General features: G+C 74.3%; 24 protein-coding genes. 2 read left to right on the plus strand and 22 right to left on the minus strand.

Features of this window, described 5'->3' with window-relative positions; translation table 11 throughout:
• Positions 1-32: 32 nt before the first annotated feature.
• From IG05_RS0132240 to IG05_RS0132250, 3 genes are all read right to left on the minus strand, one after another.
• Positions 33-770 carry a flavodoxin family protein gene (locus IG05_RS0132240; protein WP_030347585.1) on the minus strand — a complete coding sequence of 246 codons (738 nt, stop codon included), beginning with the start codon at positions 768-770 and terminating at the stop codon, positions 33-35.
• Positions 771-859: 89 nt separating this feature from the next.
• Positions 860-3,019 (minus strand): SpoIIE family protein phosphatase, encoded by a 2,160-nt coding sequence (locus IG05_RS0132245; RefSeq protein WP_051790495.1) that lies wholly within the window; start codon positions 3,017-3,019, stop codon positions 860-862.
• A 129-nt stretch (positions 3,020-3,148) separates the two neighbouring features.
• Positions 3,149-3,541, minus strand: a complete 393-nt coding sequence (locus IG05_RS0132250; protein WP_030347587.1) for a nuclear transport factor 2 family protein — start codon at positions 3,539-3,541, stop codon at positions 3,149-3,151.
• 58 nt (positions 3,542-3,599) lie between these two features.
• Here IG05_RS0132250 and IG05_RS0132255 point away from each other — a divergent pair, with 58 nt between their 5' ends.
• Positions 3,600-4,187 (plus strand): PadR family transcriptional regulator, encoded by a 588-nt coding sequence (locus IG05_RS0132255; RefSeq protein WP_030347588.1) that lies wholly within the window; start codon positions 3,600-3,602, stop codon positions 4,185-4,187.
• 323 nt (positions 4,188-4,510) lie between these two features.
• On the opposite strand, the gene IG05_RS0132260 is transcribed toward IG05_RS0132255, so the two are convergent.
• The 9 genes from IG05_RS0132260 to IG05_RS0132300 form a co-directional block, all read right to left on the minus strand.
• On the minus strand, positions 4,511-4,999 hold the full coding sequence (locus IG05_RS0132260; protein ID WP_030347589.1) for a DUF6083 domain-containing protein: 489 nt from the start codon (positions 4,997-4,999) through the stop codon (positions 4,511-4,513).
• 217 nt (positions 5,000-5,216) lie between these two features.
• On the minus strand, positions 5,217-5,741 hold the full coding sequence (locus tag IG05_RS0132265; protein ID WP_030347590.1) for a GNAT family N-acetyltransferase: 525 nt from the start codon (positions 5,739-5,741) through the stop codon (positions 5,217-5,219).
• 9 nt (positions 5,742-5,750) lie between these two features.
• Positions 5,751-6,983, minus strand: coding sequence for a hypothetical protein (locus tag IG05_RS0132270; RefSeq protein WP_030347591.1), 1,233 nt, complete (start codon positions 6,981-6,983; stop codon positions 5,751-5,753).
• A gap of 156 nt (positions 6,984-7,139) precedes the next feature.
• Positions 7,140-7,487: a DUF1330 domain-containing protein gene (locus IG05_RS0132275; protein ID WP_030347592.1), complete on the minus strand. Its 348-nt coding sequence runs from the start codon at positions 7,485-7,487 to the stop codon at positions 7,140-7,142.
• Between the two features lie 121 nt (positions 7,488-7,608).
• The gene (locus IG05_RS0132280) at positions 7,609-8,187 is read right to left on the minus strand and encodes an SRPBCC domain-containing protein (RefSeq protein WP_078894645.1); all 579 of its coding nucleotides are present in this window, start codon (positions 8,185-8,187) and stop codon (positions 7,609-7,611) included.
• Positions 8,188-8,239: 52 nt separating this feature from the next.
• A complete protein-coding gene (locus IG05_RS0132285) occupies positions 8,240-8,932 on the minus strand; it encodes an alpha/beta fold hydrolase (protein WP_030347594.1) in 693 nt (230 codons plus the stop codon).
• Between the two features lie 67 nt (positions 8,933-8,999).
• A complete protein-coding gene (locus tag IG05_RS0132290) occupies positions 9,000-9,443 on the minus strand; it encodes a type II 3-dehydroquinate dehydratase (protein ID WP_030347595.1) in 444 nt (147 codons plus the stop codon).
• Positions 9,440-10,786 (minus strand): cation:proton antiporter, encoded by a 1,347-nt coding sequence (locus IG05_RS0132295; protein ID WP_063760113.1) that lies wholly within the window; start codon positions 10,784-10,786, stop codon positions 9,440-9,442. Before IG05_RS0132295 ends, IG05_RS0132290 begins: the two co-directional genes overlap by 4 nt.
• Before the next feature lie 33 nt (positions 10,787-10,819).
• Positions 10,820-11,593 (minus strand): thioesterase II family protein, encoded by a 774-nt coding sequence (locus IG05_RS0132300; RefSeq protein ID WP_030347597.1) that lies wholly within the window; start codon positions 11,591-11,593, stop codon positions 10,820-10,822.
• Positions 11,594-11,814: 221 nt separating this feature from the next.
• Between IG05_RS0132300 and IG05_RS0132305 the strand changes: the two genes are divergently transcribed.
• A complete protein-coding gene (locus IG05_RS0132305) occupies positions 11,815-13,482 on the plus strand; it encodes a bifunctional 3-(3-hydroxy-phenyl)propionate/3-hydroxycinnamic acid hydroxylase (RefSeq protein ID WP_078894647.1) in 1,668 nt (555 codons plus the stop codon).
• 708 nt (positions 13,483-14,190) lie between these two features.
• Here the strand turns inward: IG05_RS0132305 and IG05_RS0132310 are convergent.
• The 10 genes from IG05_RS0132310 to IG05_RS0132355 all read right to left on the minus strand — a co-directional run.
• On the minus strand, positions 14,191-15,108 hold the full coding sequence (locus IG05_RS0132310) for an ROK family protein (protein WP_051790498.1): 918 nt from the start codon (positions 15,106-15,108) through the stop codon (positions 14,191-14,193).
• Between the two features lie 2 nt (positions 15,109-15,110).
• On the minus strand, positions 15,111-15,806 hold the full coding sequence (locus tag IG05_RS0132315; RefSeq protein WP_051790500.1) for an HAD-IA family hydrolase: 696 nt from the start codon (positions 15,804-15,806) through the stop codon (positions 15,111-15,113).
• 7 nt (positions 15,807-15,813) lie between these two features.
• Complete coding sequence (locus IG05_RS0132320; protein WP_030347601.1) at positions 15,814-16,905, minus strand: Gfo/Idh/MocA family protein; 1,092 nt, start codon at positions 16,903-16,905, stop codon at positions 15,814-15,816.
• The gene (rifK, locus tag IG05_RS0132325; protein WP_030347602.1) at positions 16,902-18,062 is read right to left on the minus strand and encodes a 3-amino-5-hydroxybenzoate synthase; all 1,161 of its coding nucleotides are present in this window, start codon (positions 18,060-18,062) and stop codon (positions 16,902-16,904) included. Before rifK ends, IG05_RS0132320 begins: the two co-directional genes overlap by 4 nt.
• Before the next feature lie 171 nt (positions 18,063-18,233).
• A complete protein-coding gene (locus IG05_RS0132330) occupies positions 18,234-19,052 on the minus strand; it encodes a shikimate dehydrogenase family protein (RefSeq protein WP_030347603.1) in 819 nt (272 codons plus the stop codon).
• On the minus strand, positions 19,049-20,467 hold the full coding sequence (locus IG05_RS0132335; protein WP_078894649.1) for a 3-deoxy-7-phosphoheptulonate synthase: 1,419 nt from the start codon (positions 20,465-20,467) through the stop codon (positions 19,049-19,051). The genes IG05_RS0132330 and IG05_RS0132335 overlap by 4 nt, the downstream gene beginning before the upstream one ends.
• Positions 20,464-21,540 carry a 3-dehydroquinate synthase family protein gene (locus IG05_RS0132340; RefSeq protein ID WP_051790502.1) on the minus strand — a complete coding sequence of 359 codons (1,077 nt, stop codon included), beginning with the start codon at positions 21,538-21,540 and terminating at the stop codon, positions 20,464-20,466. Before IG05_RS0132340 ends, IG05_RS0132335 begins: the two co-directional genes overlap by 4 nt.
• Positions 21,541-21,658: 118 nt before the next feature.
• Positions 21,659-23,002 (minus strand): NAD(P)/FAD-dependent oxidoreductase, encoded by a 1,344-nt coding sequence (locus IG05_RS0132345; RefSeq protein WP_030347606.1) that lies wholly within the window; start codon positions 23,000-23,002, stop codon positions 21,659-21,661.
• A gap of 56 nt (positions 23,003-23,058) precedes the next feature.
• Positions 23,059-23,856: an arylamine N-acetyltransferase gene (locus IG05_RS0132350; RefSeq protein ID WP_037815078.1), complete on the minus strand. Its 798-nt coding sequence runs from the start codon at positions 23,854-23,856 to the stop codon at positions 23,059-23,061.
• A 44-nt stretch (positions 23,857-23,900) separates the two neighbouring features.
• Positions 23,901-24,576, minus strand: a 676-nt coding sequence (locus tag IG05_RS0132355; protein WP_234336103.1) for a beta-ketoacyl reductase, incomplete at its 5' end; no start/stop codon positions are given.

The raw sequence follows: 24,576 nt of genomic DNA on the forward strand, positions 1-24,576 counted from the left end.
GGAGCGCGCCTGCCGGGTACCGGCTCGTGCCCCTACCGGTGTTCGGGGTTCTCGTAGTCGCGGCGGCAGCCCGCGTCCCAGGCCGTGCGCTGGTTCCCGTACGCGGGGATCCCGCCCAGGTCCTTCAGCGCCCGCGCCAGGTGCAGCAGGTTCCAGGTCATGAAGGTGGTGTTGCGGTTGGTGAAGTCGTTCTCCGGGCCGCCCGAGCCCGGGTCCAGGTAGGAGGGGCCGGGGCCCGCCTCGCCGATCCAGCCGGCGTCCGCCTGGGGCGGGATCGTGTAGCCCAGGTGCTGCAGGCTGTAGAGGACGTTCATGGCGCAGTGCTTGACGCCGTCCTCGTTTCCGGTGATCAGACAGCCGCCGACGCGGCCGTAATAGGCGTACTGGCCCGCTTCGTTGAGCAGGCTGGAGCAGGAGTAGAGGCGCTCGATCACCTGCTTCATCACGGAGCTGTTGTCACCGAGCCAGATGGGTCCGGCCAGGACGAGGATGTCGGCCGCGAGGACCTGCCGGTACAGGTCGGGCCAGGCGTCGCGCTCCCAGCCGTGCTCCCTCATGTCGGGCCAGACACCGGTGGCGATGTCGTGGTCCACCGCGCGTACGACATCGGCCTGTACTCCCTGCGCGGCCAGGATGGCGGTGCTGCGGTCGATCAGTCCCTGTGTGTTGCTCGTCTCCGGCGACCGCTTGAGCGTGCAGTTGATCACCAGGGCCCGCAGGTCGTCGTACCGGGCCGGCGGAGCGTCGGTGGCGGGCGACGAAGCGGTCACTCGGTCCTCCCGGAGCCTTGTCCGCCGCGCGGGGCGGCGCGTGCGGCGTTCGCATCGGGCTCCAGCGTGCGGGCGCGGCCCGGCGGGCGCTACCCCGGTGCCGCCGAATGGCCCCGGGGAGAGTGGCCCCGCTGCGTGCCGGCGCGGTGTTGCAGCAGCAGGAGGGCGATGTCGTCCGCTCGCTGCCCGGTCGTGCAGGCTTCGCTCACGAGGTCGTCGATGAGCAAATCCAGGTCCCGGTCGTCGGCGCGGGCGAGATGCCGGGCGAGGCCGTTGATGGAGTCGTCCAGGTCGACTCCGGGCCGCTCGACGAGACCGTCGGTGTACAAGGCGAGGATCATCCCCGGGACGAGCGCGACCTCGGTCACGGGGAACTCGGTGTCGGGGATGATGCCCAGGAGCGGTCCGGGTGGGACGGCGAGGGGCCGGGTGTCGCCGCCGGGCAGGCGCAGCAGGGGCGGCGGGTGGCCGGCGCTGGCCAGGGTCATGCTCCCGCGGGCGAAGTCGAGGCGGGCGTAGAGGCAGCTGGTGAACAGGTCCGGGCCGAAGTCGGCGAGGAGCCGGTTCGTCTCGGCGAGCACCTGGTCGGGGGTTGCGCCGAGTGCCGCGTGGGCGCGGACCGCGGTACGGACCTGGCCCATGAGGGCGGCGGCGGCCACGTTGTGGCCCTGCACGTCGCCGATGACGGCCGCGGCGGCGGTGTCGCCGAGGCGGATCAGGTCGTAGAAGTCCCCGCCGATGTCCATGCCGCGGGTGGCGGGCATGTAGCGGGCGGCGACGGCCAGGCCGTCGATCTGGGGCAGGGTGCGCGGGAGCAGCGCGTCCTGCAGGCCGCGGGCGAGTTCGTGTTTGGTGTCGTACAGGCGGGCGCGGTCGAGGGCCTGGGCGATCAGCCCGGCGAGCGAGGTCATGACGGCCCGTTCCTCGGCCGGGAACTCGTGGGGGTGGTCGTACGACAGGACGCAGCAGCCGACCGGCCGGCCGGAGATGAACAGCGGGAGGAAGGCCCAGGCGTGGGCGCCGCTGATCTGCGGCGCCTGCGGATGGCTGCGGCGGATCTCCTCCCGGTCGGCGAAGAACGCCGGGATGCCGGTGCTGAGGGCGTGCCCGGCCGGGGTGAGGTCGGTGTCGAGGGGGAGGCCGTCGAGGCGCTCGATGGTCTCGGCGGCGTACCCCCGGTGACCGGTGATCCGCAGCCGGCCGCCCTCGGCGGCCGACAGCACCAGTCCCTGGGCGCCGAAGGCGGGCATGATCTGGTCGGCGACCAGGTCGATCACGTCCTGGACACCGACGACCTCGGTGAGCGCGGCGGCCAGGTGGGTGAGCTGGTAGAGCTGGCCGGCGCGGGCGGGTGCGGTGGTGCCCGCGGACCGGTGGACACGTGCGGGCGGGGGTTCCTCCCCGGCGCTGACGATGCGGATGCTGATGCCGCTGGCGTCCGGGTACAGGTGGAATTCGAGCCAGTGGTCGGGCGGGCGGCAGGCGGTGAAGGCCACCGGCGCACGGCTGATCACCGCCGCCCGGTAGCGGTCCTCGTACATGGGGTCGTCCAGCCAGCGCAGGGACTGCCACGGCAGCGTGCCCAGCAGCCGGCCGGCGTCGGCGCCCAGCAGCTCGCAGGCCCCGGAGCTGAGGAAGGTGAAGCGTCCCTCCAGGTCCAGCGCGCAGCTCCCGCCGGGCAGCCGCTCGACGAAGTCGGCGACGGCCGACTCCGGGCTGGTGGACGGGCGGCCGGTTCCCGCGGGGACGACGCGTGTGCCGCCGCCGAGTACGGGCGGGGATCCGCGGTCGGCCGCCTCCTCCAGCGCCCGGGCCACCCGCCGGCAGCTGGACGCGATGTTGGCGTGCTCCCGGCCGGTCATGTACGGGGGCCGGGTGCCCGGCCACATCAGCAGCAGCGCGCCCCACCGCCGGACACCGGTCACGGGCGCGGCGACCAGCGCGAACGGGTAGGGCAGCACCACCGCGGTACGCGGGTACGACCGGACCATCTCCTCCTGGCTGCCCACCCACACCAGGCGGTCCTCGCGGACGGCGTCCGTCACCGGCGCCGGAGCGGCCAGCGTGACCGTTTCCCACGGAGCGGCCACCTCGGCCCCCACCCCGCAGACCGCGTGCAGGTGCAGCAGCCGCTCGTCCGGTGCGAGCAGGTACAGGGCGCCGATGGACGCGCCCGTCCGGCGCACCGTCTCGGCGAGAACGGCGTCCAGCTCCGCGCTGTCGGTGGCCGGACCGCCCGTACTGGTCACCAGGCACCTCCAGCGTCGCTGGCAGAACCGTACGGCAAGGCTATGCCCAGAGGAGGAGAGGAGCACTCCCGCCCCTCGGGCCGCTCCTTGCCCGGCGGGCTGTCTCCGGACGGCCGGCGGTCGGCCGGGTCACTGCCCGGCGGCCTCCCGGGCGATCCGGTCGAACTGGGCGCCCATGGCCTCGGCCAGCGCGTGGGCGGCGGAGAGCGGGCGGACCATCACCGTGAACTCGTCGATCCTGCCGTTCTCGTCGAAGTGCAGGAAGTCGCAGCCCTGGAGCGTCCTGCCGGCGACGGTGGCGGTGAAGACGAGGGCGTGGTCGCGGCCGTCGGGGTTCGCGATCTCTCGGACGTAGGTGAAGTCCTCGAAGACGCGGGACACGGCGCGCAGGATCGCCGCGGTGATCGCCTTGCCCGGGTACGGCTTGAAGGCGACCGGGCTGGTGAAGACGACGTCGTCGGCCAGCAGGGCGGCGACGGCGTCCATGTCGCCGCTCTCGACGGCCTTGCGGAAGGGGTGCATGCGCCCACCTCGCATAGTCAATTAATTGAATAGGTGTGGTGGAGCGTAGCGTAGGCCCATGGCTTTGCGGAACGCGGTGATGGCCGCGCTGCTGGAGGGCGAGGCGTCCGGGTACGACCTCGCGAAGGCGTTCGACGCGACGGTGGCCAACTTCTGGATGTCGACGCCCCAGCAGCTCTACCGGGAGCTGGAGCGGATGGCGGCCGAGGGGCTCGTCACCGCCCGCGTCGTCGAGCAGGAGCGCCGCCCCAACAAGCGGCTGTTCTCCCTGACGGAGGCCGGACGGGAGGCCGTGCGCGCGTACACCGCCGAGCCCCCGGGCCGGCCCGCCGTCATCCGGGACGAGCTGATGGTCAAGGTGCAGTGCGCGGACGTCGGCGACATGGAGGCCGTGCGGGCGGCCGTCGCCGAGCGCATGGAGTGGGCGACCGCCAAGCTGGCCCGCTACGAGCGGATCCGGCAGCGCCTGCTCGACGGGCGCTCGGAGGAGGCGTACCTCGCGGAGGCCGAGCGCATCGGCCCGTACCTCACCCTGCTGCGCGGCATGTCCTTCGAGCGGGAGAACCTCCGGTGGGGCGAGATGGCGGTGCGCCTGCTCGACCGCCGCGGGGCCGCGCTGCGGACCGAGGCCCAGGGGTGGCCGTAGCGGCGGCCGCGTCACCGCTCACCCGGGGGAGTATGGGGGACACGCTGGGTGCACCTGCGCCGTTTGCGCAGGTCGGCGGGGTGCGTCGACGGCTCGGCGCGGTCGGTATGACCTGGGCCACACCCCGGGCTCTTCCGTCGCGGGCGCTCGAAGCGTAGGTTCCGGTTACCCCGCGAAGGCGCCCTCGGTGGCGCCGGGTCCGCCACTCCCGGGGCGGCGGACCAGCGGGGGCCAAAGCTGCACAGCACCTCACCGGCACGGCCGCCGTCCGGCCGCGGCGGTGCCCTCCGGGCGCCGGCACCGCGGCCGGGCCGCCACCCGTGTCACCCGGCGTCCGGCAACACCCCCCGTGCTCCCTCCGCGTCGGACCTGTGCCGCGCCGCCAGCGCGTTGTGCTCACGGACCGCCGTCAGCCACCGCCACGGCCGGATCTCGTCGAGGGCGAGACCCGGGCAGGCCAGCTGGTGCGGGATCCGGCACGTCGCCCCGGGCGGGGGCTCGTCCAAGCCGCCGTTCCAGGCGGTGCCGTTGCCGTCGAGGTGCCAGCGGTGGCCGCCGGGTACGAGATGGGCGGGGACCGTGAGGCGGGGTTCGAGCAGGACGTGCTGCCCGGCGTACGTGGGGCGGCGGTCGCCGGTGAGCCCGCAGTGGGGGCAGACCGGCGGCCGGGGCGGTTCGGGACCGGCGGCGCCGTCCAGGGCGGCCTGGACGCGGTCGGCGGTCTCCCAGGGTGCGGGCGTGCCGGCGGGCGGCTGCCGGGAGCCGTCCGGGCCCGGGCCGGGCAACGGGATGAGGTGGTCGGAGTCCCCCATGCCGTCGAGCGTGCGGCTCGCCGCCGGCTCGCGGGCAGGGCGCAATCCGGGCGCACCGGGAGCAGGCGGGCGGGGCACACGGGCACCGGTTCAGGGTCTGCGTACGCGGCGGACGGACATCACCGGGGACGACGGCACGTGGACGGGTCGCTTCCCGCGTACTGCTGCCGGACCGTTCCGGCTCCCCGCGCGAAAATCGCCCCGGTCGGCGTGGCGGTCATCGCGGCGCCGGGGCGCCGGCCGCGGTGCGGGCGGACTCGGGGAGTTCGAGTCGCCAGTTGTTCGAGCGGAGGGGGTTCCCGGGCGGGTACTCGAACGCGCACTCACCGACCAGTTCGAAGCCCGCTGTGCGGCACACCGCGTTCGACGCGTCGTGCCGCACGGAGGGGAACGCGTGCAGCCACCGGCGCGAGCCCTGCCGGCCGGCCTCTTCGGCGCACAGGCGCAGCGCCCCGGCCGTGAGGCCCCGGCCGCGGTACTCGGGCAGGATGGCGTAGCCCGTCTCGTAGACCTGCTCCCCCTCCCACTCCCGGGTCCAGTAGCCGATCGAGCCGACGACCTGTCCGTCCAGCACGATCAGGAACATCCGGCCGTCGGTGAGGGCGAGGTACCGCTCGTGACGGCGCCGGACCTGTTCCGGGGTCTCCGGGCCGCCGAGGTGTTCGGTCGACTCGGCGGTGTTCTGCCGGTGGAGCAGGTCGAGCCCCTGCTCGGACCACGGTGCGAGGCTGAGAGACGTCATGCGGACAAGCTAGCGGGCAGGTCTGACACCGGCTTCGAGGAAGGAGGCGTCCCGGAACGCTCTCAGGGCCTGTTTGCGGCTGACGGCGAGCCGGGCGAGGACGTCCTCCTTGACAAGCCCCGCGCCCCGCAGCTCGACGCAGCGCCGGGCGAGGCCCAGTCGCTCCGGGTGGTCCTCGGGTGCCTCGTAGAAGAGGCCGTCCTTCAGCAGTTCGTCGACGGTGTCGGCGGACCGGCCCATGGCCCGCGCGATGTGGGCGCGCGGCATCCCGGACCTCTTCAGGGCGACCGCCTCGGCCGCCTGGCGACGGCGCTCGTCCTGGAGGTCCTCCGTCCGCCGGGAGGCGACGCCCGCGGCCTTGCGCGCACGGGCCAGCGCGTTCTCGGCCTGCTTGGGGGTCAGCCCCAGTTCGGCGGCGATCTCCGCGACGCGCCGGCCCTCGTGCTGCAGCCGCAGCGCCCGTTCGTCCTGGCCGGCCCGCTGCTGGAGCGACCGCTCGCGGTCCCGCTCCCGTCTGCGGCCGATCTCCGCCTTGAAGGCCTGCAGCAGCTCCGACTTGACGGACCGGGCGAACCAGAGGCGCTCGCGCCGTTCCTCGTGCTCCTCGCGTATCCGCTCGCGCACGAAGTAGCCGTACCAGAACGGCATCCGCTCGGTCAGGTCCCCGTCCCTCTTCGCACCCCAGCTGAACAGGGGATGCGCGGAGCGCCGGTGCCACAGCGCCTTCACGGCCAACTCGTCGGGGTCGTAGCCGCGGTCGTCGCGCAGCCCGAGACGCTGCTCGTCGGTGAGGTCGGCCAGGGCGGCCTCCCAGCCGGCGCGCAGCCCCGCGGCCTCCGCCAGGTCCAGCAGGCTGTCCCAGTCCCATTTCGGCAGGGTCAGACCGAAGCGGTCCTCGCCGTCCGTGGTCCAGCGGTTCGTCCCGGCGCCGGTGTACACCGCGAAACCGGCGGCGTTCCACGCCCGTACGACGTCGTGCCACAGCTTGGCCGAGGTCGCGGGCAGGTAGGCGACGCGCTCGCCGTCCACGTCGAGGGCGACCGCCCGCGCGTCCCACGGGTTGTGGGGCTCGGGCACCAGCTCGCATTCGACCGGGCGCCCCGCGGGAAGCCGGCTCAGGGTCCGCTGGTGGTAGTACGCCCCCGACGCGTAGAACTCCCCGGACGCCTCGAAGTGGTCGTCGAGCAGGATCCGCCCGGCCGGTCTGACGTACTCCCCAGGACGACGTGTGTGGATGCCCACCGCCCTGCCCCTCCCTCACTCGCCTCGATCACGCACTCCCCCGAGCCGTCCCCGTCGGCCCGGGAAGTCCCCGTCGGTGCGGACTACAGCCGACGACAGCCGTCGTAGGCTCCGGCCTGCGGGACTTCCGGTGATCATATGCGCAGGGGTGCGGTGCTACCCGGCGGGCAGGTTCTCCCGCATCGCCTTCGCGGTGTGGGCGGGGTCGTAGTCCTCGGGGACGCCCGGGACCAGGACGATGTCGCCGGCGATGTGCCGGGAGCGCAGGGGTGCGATCTCCTGGTACGCGGGCGAGTCCCACCAGGCGCGGGCCTCGGTGATGCCGGGGAAGGAGATCACGACGACGTGCCCGGGCCAGTCGCCCTCCTTGACCTCGTGCTGTGCGGCGTGCACGAGGAAGCGGCCGCCGTACGGCTCGAAGGTGGCGGGGATGCGCTCGATGTACTCGGCGATCTCCGGGTGCGGGGCGGCCTCCTGCAGGTGCGCTATGGCGTAGGCGGTCATGGTGTCCTTCCGGTCTGTCGGCCTCCGTACACCGACGATCCTGGCACGCGGGCGCGGGAAGATCGATGACCTGACAGGTAATCGCCCGGACACCCGGCCGCCGCCGCGGGCCGGTCGCGGGTCAGCCGCGGTCCACCGGTGCGGTGGCGGTGAGCAGGGGGTGGTGGCGGGCCGGATCGACCGTCGCGGCAAGGCCGTTGAGGAGGAGGCGCGTGCCGCCGCGCAGGTGGGCGGTGTCCTGGCTGCCGTCCCCGGTGGGCACGAGCCAGGTGTACTGCTCGGTCCAGGTCAGGCGGGAGCCGTCGGGCCGGCCGGCGAGTTCGACGGTGACGAGGGAGACCCAGCGGCGGGTGCCGTCGACCTCGGCCTCGTAGACGTAGAGGATCCTGGTGTCCGGCACGATGTCCAGGAACCGGGAGCGGTAGGCGAGGTGCTCCTCGGTGTCGCCGGAGACGAAGACGTTGCCGGCGGTCTCCCCGCCGCCGACCCGGAAGTCCAGTTCGTGCCGGGCGGTGCCGGACCTGCCCGGCAGCCGGAACCAGCGGCGCCGCAGGGACGGGTCGGCGAAGCCGCGGAACACCTCGGCCGGCGGCACCGTGAAGTCCCGGTCGATCGTGAACGAGCCGTGCAGGGCGGGGGGTGTGGCGCCGGCGGCCGGGGAACTCCCCGTCTCCACCCGCGTGAGGTGACCTGCGTCCATGGGACGAACCTAGCACGGGGCGGGACGCCTGCCGGGCGTCCCGCCCGCGCGGTCAGAGCCAGCCCTCCAGCGACTTCAGGAAGCCGTCGAGATCGTCGCGGTGGATGCAGTGCCCGGTGTCCGGCACGTACACCACCTCGAAGCCGCGTGCGCCGAGCCGTTCGGCCAGCTCGTCCGGTACGAGGTGGTGGTCGCCGGCGCCCTGGACGAGCGAGGGCACCTCGGCGCGCGCGGGGATCAGGTCCCGGTCGCTCTGCAGCCACTCGATGGCCCGGACGTCCCAGCGGGCGTACCCGGCCAGCTCCGCCTCGATGTCCTCGGGCAGCCAGCGCGGGCACAGCCGGCGGATGCTCTCGGCGGTGGCGGACTTGGTGGCCTGCGCGAACTCCCGTACCTCGTCGACGGATGTGGCGCCGAGCTTCCACGCGGGGTCGCTGTAGACGACCCGGGCCGGGCGCAGGCCGGCGACCGCGAGGGCGAGCACGGGCGCGCCGAAGGAGTGGGCGAGGGCCAGGTCGACGCCGGCCGGGACGGTCTCCACGAGGTCGGCGGCGAGCAGTTCGGGCGTGTACTCGTCGGCGTGCGGGCTGTCCCCGTGGCCGCGCAGGTCCGGCATGAGCACGCGGTAGCCGCGCGCGACGAGGGCCGGCGCCACCCGGCGCCAGGTGTCCGAGGACGACATCACGCCGTGGACGAGCAGCACCGTCCGGTCGCCGTCGCCGGCCTCGTGCAGGGCGAGCTTCATGAGCGGGGTGTCCTTTCGCGACACGGGTACGTGGGGTGCGGGCGCGGCGTGGCCGGCCCGCCGGCCGTCAGCGGTCGGCGCCGGTCAGTTCCAGCAGGGCCCGCGCGGCCAGCCGGTAGCCGAGGGAGCCGAGGCCCACGACGACGCCGGAGGCCAGCGGGGCGATCACGGACTCGTGCCGGAACTGCTCCCGGGCCCACATGTTGCTCAGGTGCACTTCGATCCAGGGCTGCGGGTAGGCGGCGAGGGCGTCGCGCAGGCTCCAGCCGGCGATCATCAGCGCCCCGGGGTTGACGACGGCGCCGACGGTGTCGGAGTGGTGCCGGTGGATGTCGCGCACCAGGTCGCCCTCGGAGTCGTGCTGGAGGGAGAGCACGTCCCAGCCGGCGCCGCTCACTTCGGCGGCGACGGCCTTCTCGATGTCGGCGAGGGTGTCGGTGCCGTAGATCTCCGGTTCGCGGCGGCCCAGGATGCCGAGGTTGGGGCCGTTCAGCAGGAGCAGGGTGCTCATGGGGTCACCTCACGGTCGGGTGCGCCGGACCGTCCCGGGTCGCGCTGAGCCGCGTCCCCCAAGGTGAGTCCGGCGTCGGCGAGTTCCTCCGCGCGGGCCATCGCGAGCCGCAGGACGGGCGGTGTCATCAGCGAGGTCACGATGGCGACGAGGACGATGATGGTGTAGGCGTCGGTGTCCAGGACGCCCAGCCGCAGACCGGTCATCGCCACCACGACCTCGACCACGCCGCGGCAGTTCATGCCGGCCCCGAGGGCGAGCGCCTCCCAGCGGTTGAGGCGGCTGAACCGGGCGCCGAGGAAGGCACCGGCGAACTTGCCGAGGACGGCGACGGCGAGCACGGCGAGGGCGGCGGCGAGGACCGCCGGGTGGCGCAGGCCGGTGAGGTCCATCCGCAGCCCCGCGGTGGCGAAGAACAGCGGGGCGAGGAAGGCCAGTACGGTCGTCTTCAGCGGTTCGAGCTTCTCCCGGTCCAGGTCCTTGCTGGTGCCGACCAGCACGCCGCAGACGAAGGCGCCGAAGATCGCCTCCAGCCTCATGGCCTGGGTGGCCGCGGCTCCGAACAGGACCAGGACGACGACCGTCATGATCGTGGGTGCGGAGCCCTCGGCGCGGCCGGCCCGGCGCAGCGCGGCCCCGACCAGCGGGCGGCCGAGGAACACGGCGAACAGCACGACACCGACCGGGTAGAGCACGGAGGTCGCCATGACCCCCGCGGTGAGTCCGGCGGTGGCCATCGCGGAGACCACGGAGAGCAGGAACCAGCCGACGATGTCGTCCACGACACCGGCGGACAGGATCAGCTGGCCGATGTCGCGGTGCAGCAGCTTCATGTCGAGGAGCGTCTTGGCGATCACCGGGATCGCGGTGACGCACATCGCGACGCCGAGGAAGAACGCGAACACGGTGGGGTCGACGCCGGCCGGCTTCAGGACGCCGCGCAGCGCGAAGCCGGTGGCGATGCCGAGGCCGAGGGGCAGGACGAGGCCGGCGATGCTGACCCGGGCGGCGGTGGCCCCGCGCCTGCGGACGAGCCCGAAGTTCAGTTCGGCGCCGGTGACTCCGACCAGGAGCAGCACGCCGAGCTGGCCGGTGGCGTCCAGCAGGTGCATCTGCTCCGGCTGCCGGGGCAGCAGCCACTCCGAGAAGCCGGGCAGCACGTGCTGGAGCACGGACGGGCCGAGCAGCAGGCCCGCGCACAGCTCGCCGACCACCGCCGGCATGCGGAAGCGCTCGGCGAGCCGGCCCAGGACGAGGGCGAGCAGCAGCAGGAAGGCGAGTTGGAGGAGGAAGACCAGGAGCGAGTGCGGGGCCATGGTGGGCACCGGGTCGGCGAGCGTCACGGGCACTTCCCTCGTCGCAAGCGGTCGGTGGGGTCAGCGGGTGGTGTCGGCGCCCTGGCCGCTCAGACTGCGGGACAGCAGCGCGATGACCTCGGGGCCGCGTTCGACGTGGAAGAAGTGACCGCCGGCGAAGACGTGCACGTCGGTGGGGCCGGTGGTGTGCTCCTCCCAGGCGCGTGCCTCGTCGAGCGTGGTCCGCGGGTCGGCGTCGCCGGTGAGTACGGTCACCGGGCAGTCGAGCAGCCGGCCGGGGTCGTGCCGGTAGCTCTCGATGGCGGCGTAGTCGCTGCGGATCGCCGGCAGGAACATCGCCAGCACCTCGGGGTCGGCCAGGGCCTCCTGGTTGGGACCGCTCAGGGTGCGCAGTTCGGCCAGCACCTCCGCGTCGGTCGCGTTGTGCACGTACTCGTCGCGGTAGCGGGAGGGGGCGCGCCGGCCGGAGGCGAACAGCCGTACCGGGGACGGCAGTCCGGCTTCCCGCATGCGCAGGGCCACCTCGTAGGCGAGGACGGCGCCCATGCTGTGCCCGAACAGGGCGAGCGGCCGGTCGTCCAGGTGGCGCAGGGCCGCGAAGATCTGGTCGGCGTATTCGGGGATGTTGTCGATACCGGGTTCCTGCCGGCGTGTCTGCCGGCCCGGGTACTGGACGGCCAGGACCTCCACCGCGGGTGCGAGGGCCGTGGCGACCGGGAAGAAGAAGCTCGCCGAGCCGCCGGCGTGCGGCAGGCAGACGAGCCGTACCGCGCTGTCCGGCGAGGGACGGAAGACGCTGACCCACTTCTCGAACTGCGCCGTTGCTCCAGGCATGCCGAAGGGCTCTCTTTCACGTCGGGACATCGGTCGAGGACATCGGGAATCAGCGTCTGTTACGGGACTTCGGCAGAGTAGGACGAGCCGGAGCGGGGCCGGTATCCCCCAACCTGATAGCCCGCGGGCGGATCCCGGCCACGGCCGGCCGACGGGCCGTACGCTCACCCACGAGTCGCCCGAGCAGGGCCCGTCAGCCAGGCCGCACCGAGGGGGTTTCCATGTCCGTTGTGCCCACCGACGACCCGAAGACGTCCGGCAGTTCGCCGCAGCCGCGGCCTGAGCCGGGGACGGATGTGCTCGTCGTCGGGTACGGGCCGGTCGGCTCGGTGCTGTCCGTGCTGCTGGCGCAGCGCGGCTGGCGGGTGACGGTCCTGGAACGCCGGCGGCGGCCGTACACGCTGCCCCGGGCGACCAGTTTCGACGGGGAGACCGCCCGGCTGCTGGCCGGTACGGGCATCGGCGGGGAGCTGGGCCGGATCACCGAGCCGGGCACCGGCTACCAGTGGCGTACGGCGGACGGCCGGACGCTGCTGGACATCGCGTTCACCACCGAGGGGCCGTACGGCTGGCCCGACGCCAACACCATGCACCAGCCGGCGCTGGAGGAGGTGCTCGCCGCCCGTGCCGCGCAGCTGCCGGGCATCCGGGTGCTGCGGGACCGCCGGGTCGTGGACATCGCCGACGGGCCGGACGGGGTGACGGTGACCGCGGAGGACGAGGAGGGGACGGCGGGGACGTTCACGGCGCGGTGGGTGGTCGGCTGCGACGGCGCCAACAGTTTCGTACGGGACCGGATGGGCGTGTCCGTCACCGACCTCGGCTTCTCCTACGAATGGCTGCTGTGCGACGTGGAGTTGCGCGAGCCGCGCGGGTTCGTGCCGACCAATGTGCAGCTGTGCGACCCGGCGCGGCCGACGACGCTGGTCGGGAGCGGGCCGGGGCACCGGCGCTGGGAGTTCATGCGGCTGCCGGGCGAGCGGGCGGCCGACCTGAACCGGGAGGAGACCGCGTGGCGGCTGCTCGCGCCGTTCGGCGTCACCCCGGACACCGCGCGGCTGCTGCGCAGCACCACGTACATCTTCCAGGCGCGGTGGGCGGACGAGTGGCGGGCGGGGCACATGCTGATCGCCGGTGACGCGGCCCATCTGATGCCGCCGTTCGCCGGGCAGGGCATGTGCTCGGGTGTGCGGGACGTGGTCGGTCTGGCGTGGCGGCTGGACCTGGTGCTGCGTGGGACCGCGCCGGAGTCCCTGCTCGACAGCTACACGGAGGAGCGCAGGGCGCAGGTCCGCGAGTCGATCCTGGCGTCGGTGCAGCTGGGGCGGCTGATCTGTGTGACGGACGCGGCGGCCGCGGCGGAGCGGGACGCGACGGTGCTGGCGAACCGGCGCGGGCGGGGGCCGGGCCGGCCGGATCCGGCGCGGCCGGTCACCTGCGGCCTGCTGCACCGCCCGCAGGGCACCGACGCGGACACGCGGGTTCCGCCGGCGGGCGAGGTCCTGCCGCACGGGCGGCTGCTCACGCCGTCCGGGGCGCCGTTGGAGGACCCGGTGGGCCGTGGGTTCGTCCTGTTCGTCAAGTCCGAGGAGGAGCCGGCGCTCACCGCGGACCGGCTGTCCTTCCTGCGGGACGTGGGCGCGGGGGTGGTCCGTCTGTGGCCGGTGGGCACGTCGTACGACGGCACGGCCGGGGCGACCGACGCGGTGGACGCCGACGGCGTGCTGCGCGCCCGCCTCGACCGCCACGGCGCGACGGCCCTGCTGGTCCGCCCCGACTACCACGTCTTCGGCGCGGCGGCCGACCCGGCCGGGGTGAACGCCCTGGTGGACGACCTGCGCACCCAGCTGACCGCGGCGGCACCGGCCGACGCGGTCCGCACGGCCTGAACGAGGCGGTCCGCACGGCCTGAACGAGGCGGCCCACGCGGGCCGAGCGAGGCGGGCACCGGAGCCACCGGGCGCCGGCTGACGCGGACGCCGGGCCCGCCATTCGCGGCCGGCGGGTCCGGCAGGCGTATGCGGCGCAGCCGACGTGGGGGGGGAGAACCCGGCAGGCGCAGACGGCGGGCCCGCCAGGTGCCGGCAGCGCACCCGGCACGGCACGGAGGACTCGGCAGCCGCGGGCACGCAAAGCCGGCAGGCGCAGGCAGCGGGCCCGGCAGGCGTACGCGACGCAACCGGCGTGGGACGCAGAACCCGGCAGACGCGGGCAAGCAAAGCCAGCAGGCGCAGACGACGGGCCCGGCAGACGTACGCGACGCAACCGGCGTGGGACGCAGAACCCGGCAGACGCGGGAGGCAAAGCCGGCGGGCCCGGCAGGGGTGAGCGACGCAACCGCCGCGGGGCGGAGAACCTGGAAGGCGCGGAAAGGCCGACCCGGCAGGCGCAGGCGGCGGGCCCGGCAGGTGCCGGCAGCGCACCCGGCACGGGACTGAGGGCTCGGCAGGCGCGGGCAGGCAAAGCCGGCCCGGCAGGCGTAGGCGGCCTGGGGTGGAGGACCCGGCAGGTGCGGGCGGGGAAACCCGGCGGGGTCGGGCGGTGGGCTCGACGGGTGTAGGTGGTGGGGGCCTGGTGGGCGGGCCCGCGTATCCGGGTTACAGCTGTCGGGCGAGTAGGACGGCGCCCCGGAGGGAGGACAGGCCGCCCAGGCGGGCCGGGGTCACGGGGGGTGTGGGGTGGCCGGGGCGGGAGAGGGCGGCCAGGTGGGTCGTGAGGGTGTGCGGGAGCGCCGGGATCCCCTCGGCGAAGCCGCCGCCCAGGACGACGCGTTCGGGGTGGACGAGTTCCGCGACACCGGCGATGGCCGCGGCGAGGGCGCGGGCCGTGCGGTCCAGTGCGGCGACGGCCCAGGGCCGCTGGTCGCTCAGACCCCGGCGGAGTTCGCCGAAGGTGACCGGCGTGCCGCGCAGGGCGGTGGCGTGGGCCAGGGTGGCCGGGCCGGACGCGGTCGCCTGGAGGCAGCCGTGGCGGCCGCACACACACGGGGGCCCGTCCCGGTCGATGACGAGGTGGCCGATCTCGAAGGAGCCGCGGGCCGGACCGGGGCACAGGGCGCCGTTCAGCACGAGTCCGCCGCCGATCCCGGTGCCCACGCCGACGTAGAGCAGGTTCGGGCAGCCCGCCGCGTCCGCCTCGGCGAGCGCGCCGAGGTCGCCGTCGTCGGCCCAGGCCACCCTCGCCCCGGGGAACAGTTCGCGCAGGGCGGGGCCCAGCGCGAGCCCGGTCCACGCGGGGCGGCTGGGCCAGGCGGTGACCCGCTCGTCGGGGCCGACGGTGGCGGGCATGGCCACGCCGACGGCCCGTACGTCCGCCGCGCCGGGGAACTCCCTCAGGTGCGCGGCCAGATCGGCCAGGTCGCGGCCGGCGTCCCGGTGCGGGCCCCAGGTGAAGGAGGACTCCTCGGTCCGGCCGTCGCCGCCGTCCGCGCGGAAGGCGACCTTGGTGCCGCCGACGTCGATACCGAGGCAGCCCGGCGCCGAAGCGGCGCCGGGCTGCCGGTCCGCAGCGGGCACGCTCAGTCGCCCGGTACGGCGGGGCACAGGGCGAGCAGGTCGCCGGGGCGGCGCAGCACCGCGTCGGGACCGGCGGCGAGCAGTTCCTCCTCGTCGGGGCCGACCCACAGCGCGGCGGCCGAGGCGACGCCGGCGCCGCGGGCGCTGGCCAGGTCGGTGGGGGCGTCGCCGATCATGATGGCCTGCTCGGGCGGCACGTCCAGCAGTTCCAGCGCGCGCTGCACGATGTCGGGCGCGGGCTTGGGCCGGGCCACCTCGTCGGAGCCGACGACGTGCGCGAAGAACGGCAGCAGGCCGAGCCCGTCGAGCAGCGACCGGGCGCGGTCGCCGGCCTTGCCGGTGGCCACGGCCAGCCGGAGGCCGCGCACCCGCAGGGTCAGCAGCAGTTCGAGGACGCCGTCGAAGACCTCCACGCGGTGGGCGAGCCGGTAGCTCTCGCGGACGAAGGGTTCCTCCATCTCCGGCGGCAGCCCCATGATCCGCATGATGTCGGGGAAGTAGCGGCCCTGGTGGCGCACGTACTCCTCGAACGGTGCGGGGCCGTCGCCGACGACTTCCGCGTAGGCGACCGCGAAGGCCTCCCGCATGACCGCGAAGCTGTCGACGATCACCCCGTCCAGGTCGAAGACGACCGCCCGCCGGGGTGTCGTCAGGAGGCCGGCCGGGGCGAGGGGCCGGTCGGTGGAGTGGACTGTCATGGGGTCCTCATCTGCTGGTGGTCTGCTGGGCGGGCTCGCTCGGCCCGTCGCGGCCGGCCCGCGCGGAGGCGTAGAGGCGCTCCATGAGCCGTACGGTGGTCCGCGCCTCGGCGACGGCCCGGCCCCGCCCGGCGGGGTCGGCGAGGAGGGCCGGTACGCCGTCCAGTTGCCGGCCGTACTCCGCGCCGACGGGTTCGGCGGGCACCGGCAGCCGGCGGGTGGCACCCTCGCGGGTGAGGGTCAGCACGGATTCGGGCTGCCGGTTGGGGCTGAAGCCGAAGGTGCAGCGCAGTTCGGCGGTGCCGGTGCTGCCCTCGATCCGGATCAGGGAGAGGTCCGTCGCCTCGTGCGAGGCCCAACTGGCCCGCAGGAAGACGGAGATGCCGTCCTCGCGGAGCAGGAACCCGCGGGCGGTGTCCTCGACGTCACCGGTGGGGGCGGCGGCCGGCTGCTCTCGGCGCCAGGCCGCCGACCAGGCGCCGGCGCCCAGGAAGTCGTCCGAGGTGGCGCCGACGGCCTGGCGGACCGGGGACGGTCCGAGCAGCGCGGTCAGGGTGTCCACGAGGTGCCAGCCGAGGTCGACCAGGGCGCCGCCGCCGGCCTCGCTGCGCCGGGTGAACCAGCCGCCGGCCCGGGGCACCCCGCGGGCCCGCACCCAGGCGAGGTCGACGTGTCGCACCGTGCCCAGCTCGGGGAGCACAGCGGCGAGTTCGCGGACGTCGGCGCGGTGCCGGGCGGCGCTGCCGGCCAGCAGCAGGCCGCCGTCGCGCTCGGCCTCGGCCAGGACGTCGGCCTCGGCGCCGGACAGGCACACCGGTTTCTCCAGGAAGACGGACACGCCCCGGGCGAGCAGGCCGGCGGCGACGGTGGTGTGCAGGTGGTTGGGTACGGCGACGACGGCGAGGTCCACCGACCGGGCGTCGAGCGCGTCCGGTGCGGCGTGGGCCGGGGTGCCCGTCGCCGCGCCGACGGCCACCCGCGCGGCGGGGTCGGGGTCGACGACGGCGACCAGGTCGAAGTCCGGGTGGGAGCGCAGCCGGGGCAGCCACAGCTCCCGCCCCGCCCAGCCGAGCCCCACCACGGCGGCCCGCACGCTCATACGGCGGCCACTGCGTCCGCGATGATCTCGGCCGTCAGCTCCAGGTTCCGCTCGTCGGCGAGCAGCACCCGGTGGTGCAGCCAGACGCAGTCGGCGCTGATGGCCTCGGTGTTCGGGCAGCGTTCGGCGACCTGCTCCAGCGTCTCGTCGGGGGCGCCGACCTCCCAGAAGGCGTCGGTGCGGTAGACGGCGCGGAACCCGGCGAAGGCGGGCAGCCCGGCGGCGACCAGCCGGTCGACGAGGGCGTTGCGGTCCTCCTCGGCGATGCCCGGGAGCCGGAACATCGCCATGTAGTGCGTGTTCTGGTCGGCGCGGACGTCACCGCCCTGCGGTACGACCCCGTCGACGGCTCCGAGCAGCCGGGACAGCAGCTCCCACCGCTGGTCGCGCAGGGCGGTCTGGGCGGGCAGGCGGCGCAGCTGGGCGCGCAGCACGGCGGCGGAGAACTCGTTGAGCCGCATGTTGGTGCCGGAGACCTGGTGCAGGTAGTGCCGGTCGGTGCGCGGCCGGCCGCAGCTGTGCCGCAGGAACGCCGACTCGTACAGGTCGCTGTCGGGGAACACCACGGCGCCGCCCTCGCCGGCGGTCATCAGCTTGCCGTTCTGGAAGGAGAACGCGGCGACCGAGCCGAGTTCGCCGACCCGCTTGCCCTGCCAGCGGGCGCCCTGGGCGTGCGCCGCGTCCTGGAGGATCGGTACGCCGGTGTCGGCGGAGAGCTTGCCGAGGGCGTCCATGTCGGCCATCAGGCCGGCCATGTGCACGGGCATGATCGCCCGGGTGCGCGGGGTGACGGCGGCGGCCGCCGCGGCGACGTCGATGTTGTAGGTGTCCGGGTCGACGTCGACGGGGACGGCGACGGCACCGATGCGCTGGGCGGCCTGGGAGGAGGAGATGAAGGTGAAGGCCGGCACGATCACCTCGGTGCCGGGGCCGACGCCCATGACCTGGAGGGCGAGTTCGAGGGCGTGGGTGCCGTTGGTGACGGCGAGGGCGTGCGGGGCGCCGTGGAAGTCGGCGAACTCACGCTCGAAGGAGTCGACTTCCTCCCCGCCCATGCGCCACCACTGGCCCTGTTCCAGGGCCCGGACCAGTCCGGTCCGCTCGTCGTCGTCGTACTGCGGCCACTTGGGGAATTCCGGTGCCGGTCGCGCGTTCATGGTTCTCCAAATCTCCGTCGGGAACGGGCTGGGCGAAAGTGAGCGGGCGAGGCGAAGGGGGGCGACAGAGCCGGTCCGGACGGGTCGCGCAGTGCTGGCCGTCCTCAGACTAGGACGCGGTGTGCCGGGCCTCCCATCCCTCGGTCTGGTAGTCGGATGGTGGCGGGGCGGTCAGGGCGCGTGCAGGGCGAAGAACGCGCGGTAGGAGTCGATCTGGCCGGTGAGCATGTGGCTTCCGTGGTGCACGGCGAGGCCGTGGGCGGCGGCCTCACGCAGCAGCCGGGTGTCGCGGGGTTTCATGATGATGTCGGCGACGACCGCGCCCGGCGGGAGGGCGTGCGGGGCGAAGGGCAGCGGGTCGTCGGGGCGCAGGCCGAGCGGGGTGGCGTTGACGGCGATGTCGCTGTCGGCCAGGGGTGGTGCGCCGGCCGCCCGGACGCGGCCGGGCCAGTGGGCGGCGAGCCGGCCGACGAGCGCGGTCACTCTGGGGGTGTCGGGGTCGGTGATGGTCAGCCGGTCCACGCCGGCGTCGAGCAGGGCCGCCGCGATGGCGCTGCCGGCTCCGCCCGCGCCGGCCAGTGCCACCCGGGCGCCCTTGGGCCGGTGGCCGGCCTGGACCAGTCCCGCCACGAAGCCGGAGCCGTCGAAGTTCTCGGCGAGCCAGGTGCCGTCGGGTTCGCGGCGCAGCGCGTTGGCGCTGCCGGTGATCTCGACGGTGGGGCTGCGCCGGTCGGCGAGCAGGGCGGCGGCCGTCTTGTGCGGGACGGTGACGAACAGGCCGTCGAGGTTGCCGACGCGCTGGAGTCCCCGGACGACCGTCTCCAGGTCGGCGGGGCGGACGTGCACGGGGACGAGCACGGCGTCGATGCCGAGGCGGGCGAAGAGCGGGTTGAGCAGTCCGGGTGACTGGACCTGGCCGACCGGGTCGCCGAGGACGGCGTAGAGCCGGGTGGTTCCGCTGACCAGGGTCTGCCGGGGGGTGTCGGTCATCGTCGTGCCTCCGTGCTGCGTGCCGCCCGGGTCGCGAACAACTCCGCGACCGTGAAGGCGAGTTCCATGGACTGTTCGGCGTTGAGGCGGGGGTCGCAGGCGGTGCGGTAGCGGGCGGGCAGGTCCTCGTCGGTGAGACCGCGGGCGCCGCCGGTGCACTCGGTGACGTCCTCGCCGGTGGCCTCCAGGTGCAGGCCGCCGGGGTGGGTGCCGAGCGCCCGGTGCACCTCCAGGAAGCCGGTGATCTCGTCGAGGATGTGTTCGTAGCGCCGTACCTTGTAACCGGCGGCCGTGGTACGGGAGTTGCCGTGCATGGGGTCGCACTGCCAGATCACCTGGCGGCCGGAGGCGGTCACCTTCTCGACGATCGGCGGGAGCGCCTCGCGGACCCGGTCGTGTCCCATCCTGGTGATCAGGGTGAGCCGGCCGGGCACCCCGTGCGGGTCGAGACGGCGTACGTACTCCACGGCCTGCTCCGGGGTCGTGCCGGGGCCGATCTTCACGCCGATGGGGTTGGCCAGCAGTTCGGCGAAGGCGATGTGCGCGCCGTCGGGGTGCCGGGTGCGCTCCCCGATCCACAGGAAGTGGGCGAGGCCGCTGGACAGCCGGGGTTCGGGGCCCTCCGTGTCGATCCACAGCTGGGTGCGTTCGTAGTCGAGGAGCAGCGCCTCGTGGCTGGTCCAGATCTCGCCCAGCCGTGGGGCGGGGGCGCCGATGCCGGTCATGAAGCGCAGCCCGCGGCCGATCTCCGCGGCCCGTGCCGTGTGCGGTCGGCCGCCGGGCGCGGTGCTGACGAACTGCCGGTTCTCCTCGTGCAGGGCGTGCGCGTCGGCGAGGTCGCCGCGGGAGAGCCGTCGTACGACGGTCATCGCCTCGCGGGCGTGGGCGTGTGCCCGGGCCATGCGTTCGGGGTCGGGTGTGCGGGCGGCGGGGGTCGCCTCGCCGGAGTTGACGATGTCGCCCCGGTACACGGGCAGTCCGTCGGCGCCGACGGCCGCGGAGCGGGGTTTGGCGTACTGTCCGGCGGCGCGGGCCACCGTGACCACGGGCAGGCCGGCGCCGTGCGTGAGGACCAGCGCCATCCGCCTCAGCAGGCCGAGGTTGGCCCGCAGGTGGGGCTCGGTGGTCTCGGCGAAGGTCTCCGCGCAGTCGCCGGACTGGAGCAGCAGGGCCTCGCCGCGGGCGACGGCGCCGAGCCGGTCGAGCAGCCGCCGGGTCTCGGCGGGGGTGACGAGGGGTTCGCCGGCGGTGAGCCGGCGGACCACGGCGCGGGCCCGGTCCGGGTCCGGCCAGCCGGGCTGTTGTGCGGCGGGCCTGGCCAGGGCCGCTTCGAGCCGGTCGGCGAGGATGCGCTCGACCGCCCGCCGCCGGATCCGCCCGGGGGTACCGGGCGGCCACCGCGGGAAGTACGTCATGTCACCGCCGCCTCCGTTCCCGCGACCCCGGCGGGGGCACCGGTGACGAGCCGGTCGAGCGGGGCGCGCTCCATCCGGGCCAGGGCGTCGGCCACGGCCCGTTCGGGCACGTCGGCGACGAGTTCGGCGCCCGCCGGGCCGTCCAGGACGAAGGTGAGGCCGGAGCGGGCCTTCTTGTCCCGGCGCATCAGCGCGAGGAGTGCGTCGGGGCTCGTGTCGTCGGGCAGGGCGGTGGGCAGGCCGTAGGAGGCGACCACCGCCCGGTGTTCGTCCACCCGCCCGGGCGGGATGCGGCCGAGGGTGCCGGCGAGCAGGCCCGCGAAGACGGTGCCGATGGCGACGCCCTCGCCGTGCCGGAGGGCGAAGCCGGTGGCCGCCTCCAGGGCGTGGCCGAGGGTGTGGCCGTAGTTGAGCAGGTGCCGCGGGCCGGCGTCGCGTTCGTCGGCGGAGACGATGCCCGCCTTGAGCGTGACGCTGGCGGCGGTCTGTTCGGCGAGGGTGAGCCCGTGCAGGCCGGGGGCGCCGATGAAGTGGCAGCGGGCGATCTCCCCGAGGCCGTTGCGCAGTTCGCGCGGCGGCAGGGTGGACAGGTAGTCGGTGTCGCACAGCACGGCGGCGGGCTGCCAGTAGGCGCCGACGAGGTTCTTGCCCTCGGGCAGGTTGACGGCGGTCTTGCCGCCGACGCTGGCGTCGACCTGGGCGAGCAGGGTGGTCGGCAGGTGCACGACGGGGACCCCGCGGTGGTAGAGCGCGGCGGCCAGGCCGACGACGTCGGTGGTGGTGCCGCCGCCGACGGAGACGACGGCGTCGGAGCGGGTCAGCCCGAACCGCACGAACGCGGCGCACAGGGCCTCCACCGTGGCGAGGTTCTTGTCGGGTTCGCCGTCCCGGGCGGGCAGCAGCAGGGTTTCCGTGCCGGTGTCGGGCACCCACTCGACGGGGCGGGCCGAGACGACGGCGACGCGCCGGGCGCCGATCCGCTCGATGATCCCGGGCAGGGCGGAGCGGACTCCGGGGCCGATGAGCACGTCGTAGGACCGGTCGCCGAAGCGCACCGGGACTGTTCTTGTCACTTCCGCTTCACCTTGTTCCGTTGCGCGCGGACTCGGTCGGTCGCCCGGAGCCCGGCCGGCGGCGGCACACCGCGGCCGGGGCTCCGTGACGGGTGGGGCGCCGGAGGGCGCCGTGGGGCTACTGGCCGGCGGTCACCCGGCGGACGCGGGACTCGGCGCGCTCCTTGCGGTCCTGCTCGTCCAGGTGGGGGTAGGACGGGCAGCCGAAGACCCGCTGGAAGGGCTCGAAGGTGTCCCACTCGGTGCGCCGGCGCATCTCCTGGGCGACCGCGTTGTGCTCGCTCCAGAAGTCGCCGCCGATCAGCCGGATCAGGTAGCGCTCCAGCGTGTCGCGGTCGGTGGTGCGGCCGGCGTCGGCGGCGACCGCGACCAGTTCACCGTCGTAGAAGGCGTGGATGAGCCGGATGTAGGTGTCGTAGCCGGTCTTGAAGAAGTTCTCGTACTCGGCGATGAGCCGGTCGGCGTCCTCGGGGTTCTTCAGGGCCCGGCTCAGGTTCTCGGCGGCGCGGACCGCGGTGGCCGAGGCGACGAGCACACCGCCGGAGAACATGGGGTCGCCGAAGCAGCCGGCGTCACCGACCATCACCCAGCCGGGGCCGGTGACGGTGTCGGTGTGGTAGCAGTAGTCGGTCTCGACCTTGAGGTCCATGATCGGGCGGGTGCCGGTCAGCCGGGCGGTGATCCGCGGTACCCGGGCGAGGTGCTCCTCGAAGACCTTCTCGGGGGTGGAGGCTCGGAAGACGTCGCGGGGCATGACGGTGCCGACGCTGATGACGTCCTTGGACAGCGGGATGGCCCAGACCCAGCCGTCGGCGTGCGCGCCGACCTGGATGTCGCCCTCGACGCCGAGGTTGTGCTGCTCGTCCAGGCCGTCGTAGTGCCGGAACACCGCGACCATGCGGAGCTTCTCCAGGGTCTTGCGCAGCCCGAACTTGTGGGCGATCCGCCCGGCGCGCCCGCTGGCGTCGACCACGTACTGCGCGCGGACCTCGTGTTCCTCGCCGTCCTTGGTGTAGCGGACGCCGACCATGCGGTCGCCCTCCATCAGCAGGTCGCCGACGACGGCGCCGTAGTGCACCTCGGCGCCCGCCTTGCCGGCCTCCTCGACGAGCATGCGGTCGAACCGGGCCCGCTGGACCTGGAAGGCCCGGTCGTAACGGCCCTCGCCCTGCTTGGCGAAGTCGGCGCGGAAGACGCCGGAGAAGAACTTGGTCTCGGTCGGGTCGATGAACTCGCCGCCGAACTTGGGGACGTACCCCCCGCTCTCCACCGCTTCCCGGATGCCGATCCGGTCGAACAGGCCCATCATGTACGGCAGCAGGGACTCGCCGATGTGGAAGCGCGGGTTCTCCTCGCGTTCCAGGAGGACCACGGAGTGCCCCTCCTTGGCCAGCGTGTAGGCGCTCACCGCGCCGGAGGGTCCCCCACCGATGATGACGACGTCGGCCGAGTTGTTGCTCATGGAATGTCCTTCCGGTCGTGTGCTGGTGACGTGGGTTCGGTTGGTCTGCCGGCCGGTCACGCGAGGTCGGCGGGGTCGGGGTCGCCGGTGAGGAGGGCGGCGACGAGCCGCCGGTGCTCGGTGTCGTCCACGACGGTGCGGACGCGTTCGCGGCCGTCGCGGACCACGAGGTAGCGGCGGCCCTTGAGCACGGCCTGGCCGTTGTGGAACGTCCGGCCGCACAGGGTGCCCTGGCCGTCGTCCGCGGCGGCGGTGGCGTGGTGGGCGCGGGCCCGGTCCTCCAGGTCCTTCCAGTCGTGCCACTGGCGGGCCTGCAGCCGGAACGTGTAGACGGTGCCCCACCGGGTGACGCGTCCGCGCCGTTGCAGGGCGATCGCGCCGTCGTCGCCGTGGACGAGCCGGTACTGGCAGCCGTACTGGCTCTGCACCTCGTCGCCGACGCGCAGCGGTTCGAGGTACGACGGTCCCGGGTAACCGACGTCGACGAGCCACTCCTCGCCGTCGAGGACGGTCCGGATGAACATGTGCTCGATCTCGGTGCCGAAGTTCTCCCGGCCCTCGGCGGTGCTCGCCGCCAGCAGGGAGACCTCGTAGCCCAGTGCGGACAGGAGGCGGAAGAAGAGCCGGTTGAGCTGGAAGCAGGTGCCGCCCAGGCCCTCCATGACCCCGGTGCGGAACACCTCGTCCTCGTCGATGTCCACGAGGTGGACGCCGTCGGCGAAGCCCTGCCCGGCGACGTTGTACGGCAGGGTCATCAGGTGCTGTTTGTGCAGCGTGCGCAGGGTGTCGAGGTCGGGCCTCGGCCGTCCTGCCGTCCAGCCGATGCGACGGAGGTAGGCATCCACGTCAAACATGCGGTCGACTGCTCCCTTCGGGGTCGGTGCGGTGGGTGGACGCCTCAGACGGACAGGGCCACGGGCCCGGTCGCGTCCTCGCCGTACAGGCGCTCGCTCAGGTGGGCGACGATCAGCGCGGGCGTCGGATGGTCGAAGACGAGGCCCGCGCCGAGCTTGGTGCCGATCAGCTCGCCGAGCCGGTTGCGCAGTTCCAGCGCGGTCAGCGAGTCGAAGCCGATCTCGAACAGGCCCTGGCCGGGGTCGACCCGGTGGCCGTCGGTGTAGCCGAGGACGACGGCGATCTGGGTGCGGACCAGCTCCAGCAGGGTCTCGGCCCGCTCCCCGGCCGGCAGCCCGGCGAGGCGTTCGGCGAGCCGGCGCCGCTCGTCCCCGGTGACGGCGGCCCGCGCCGACTGCCGGCCGGCGCGGACCAGTCCGCGCAGCAGCGGCGGCACGGTGGCCCCGGCGCTCGCGTCGGCGCGCAGCCCGCGCAGGTCGAGCTTGGCCGGCACGAGCAGGGTGCGGTCGCTGCGCAGCGCCGCGTCGAAGAGCTGCATGCCCTCCTCGGGGGTGAGGGCGAGGACGCCGCCGCGGCGGCTGAGCCGGCCGCGGGTGAGTTCGTCGGTGCCGGCCGCCATGCCGGTGGTCTGCTCCCACAGGCCCCAGGCGAGCGACCGCGCCGGGAACCCGGCGGCCCGGCGGCGCGCCAGCAGCCCGTCCATGCAGGCGTTCGCGGCG

The organism is Streptomyces sp. NRRL S-1022, from assembly GCF_000720135.1.
Lineage (GTDB): Bacteria > Actinomycetota > Actinomycetes > Streptomycetales > Streptomycetaceae > Streptomyces.

Bases quoted from the DNA above. Each gene is read 5' to 3' on its own strand.
- IG05_RS0132250 (WP_030347587.1), bottom strand. From the start codon at position 3,541: ATGCACCCCTTCCGCAAGGCCGTCGAGAGCGGCGACATGGACGCCGTC.
- IG05_RS0132255 (WP_030347588.1), top strand. From the start codon at position 3,600: ATGGCTTTGCGGAACGCGGTGATGGCCGCGCTGCTGGAGGGCGAGGCG.
- IG05_RS0132260 (WP_030347589.1), bottom strand. From the start codon at position 4,999: ATGGGGGACTCCGACCACCTCATCCCGTTGCCCGGCCCGGGCCCGGAC.
- IG05_RS0132265 (WP_030347590.1), bottom strand. From the start codon at position 5,741: ATGACGTCTCTCAGCCTCGCACCGTGGTCCGAGCAGGGGCTCGACCTG.
- IG05_RS0132275 (WP_030347592.1), bottom strand. From the start codon at position 7,487: ATGACCGCCTACGCCATAGCGCACCTGCAGGAGGCCGCCCCGCACCCG.
- IG05_RS0132280 (WP_078894645.1), bottom strand. From the start codon at position 8,187: ATGGACGCAGGTCACCTCACGCGGGTGGAGACGGGGAGTTCCCCGGCC.
- IG05_RS0132285 (WP_030347594.1), bottom strand. From the start codon at position 8,932: ATGAAGCTCGCCCTGCACGAGGCCGGCGACGGCGACCGGACGGTGCTG.
- IG05_RS0132290 (WP_030347595.1), bottom strand. From the start codon at position 9,443: ATGAGCACCCTGCTCCTGCTGAACGGCCCCAACCTCGGCATCCTGGGC.
- IG05_RS0132300 (WP_030347597.1), bottom strand. From the start codon at position 11,593: ATGCCTGGAGCAACGGCGCAGTTCGAGAAGTGGGTCAGCGTCTTCCGT.
- IG05_RS0132305 (WP_078894647.1), top strand. From the start codon at position 11,815: ATGTCCGTTGTGCCCACCGACGACCCGAAGACGTCCGGCAGTTCGCCG.
- IG05_RS0132315 (WP_051790500.1), bottom strand. From the start codon at position 15,806: ATGACAGTCCACTCCACCGACCGGCCCCTCGCCCCGGCCGGCCTCCTG.
- IG05_RS0132320 (WP_030347601.1), bottom strand. From the start codon at position 16,905: ATGAGCGTGCGGGCCGCCGTGGTGGGGCTCGGCTGGGCGGGGCGGGAG.
- rifK (WP_030347602.1), bottom strand. From the start codon at position 18,062: ATGAACGCGCGACCGGCACCGGAATTCCCCAAGTGGCCGCAGTACGAC.
- IG05_RS0132330 (WP_030347603.1), bottom strand. From the start codon at position 19,052: ATGACCGACACCCCCCGGCAGACCCTGGTCAGCGGAACCACCCGGCTC.
- IG05_RS0132335 (WP_078894649.1), bottom strand. From the start codon at position 20,467: ATGACGTACTTCCCGCGGTGGCCGCCCGGTACCCCCGGGCGGATCCGG.
- IG05_RS0132345 (WP_030347606.1), bottom strand. From the start codon at position 23,002: ATGAGCAACAACTCGGCCGACGTCGTCATCATCGGTGGGGGACCCTCC.
- IG05_RS0132350 (WP_037815078.1), bottom strand. From the start codon at position 23,856: ATGTTTGACGTGGATGCCTACCTCCGTCGCATCGGCTGGACGGCAGGA.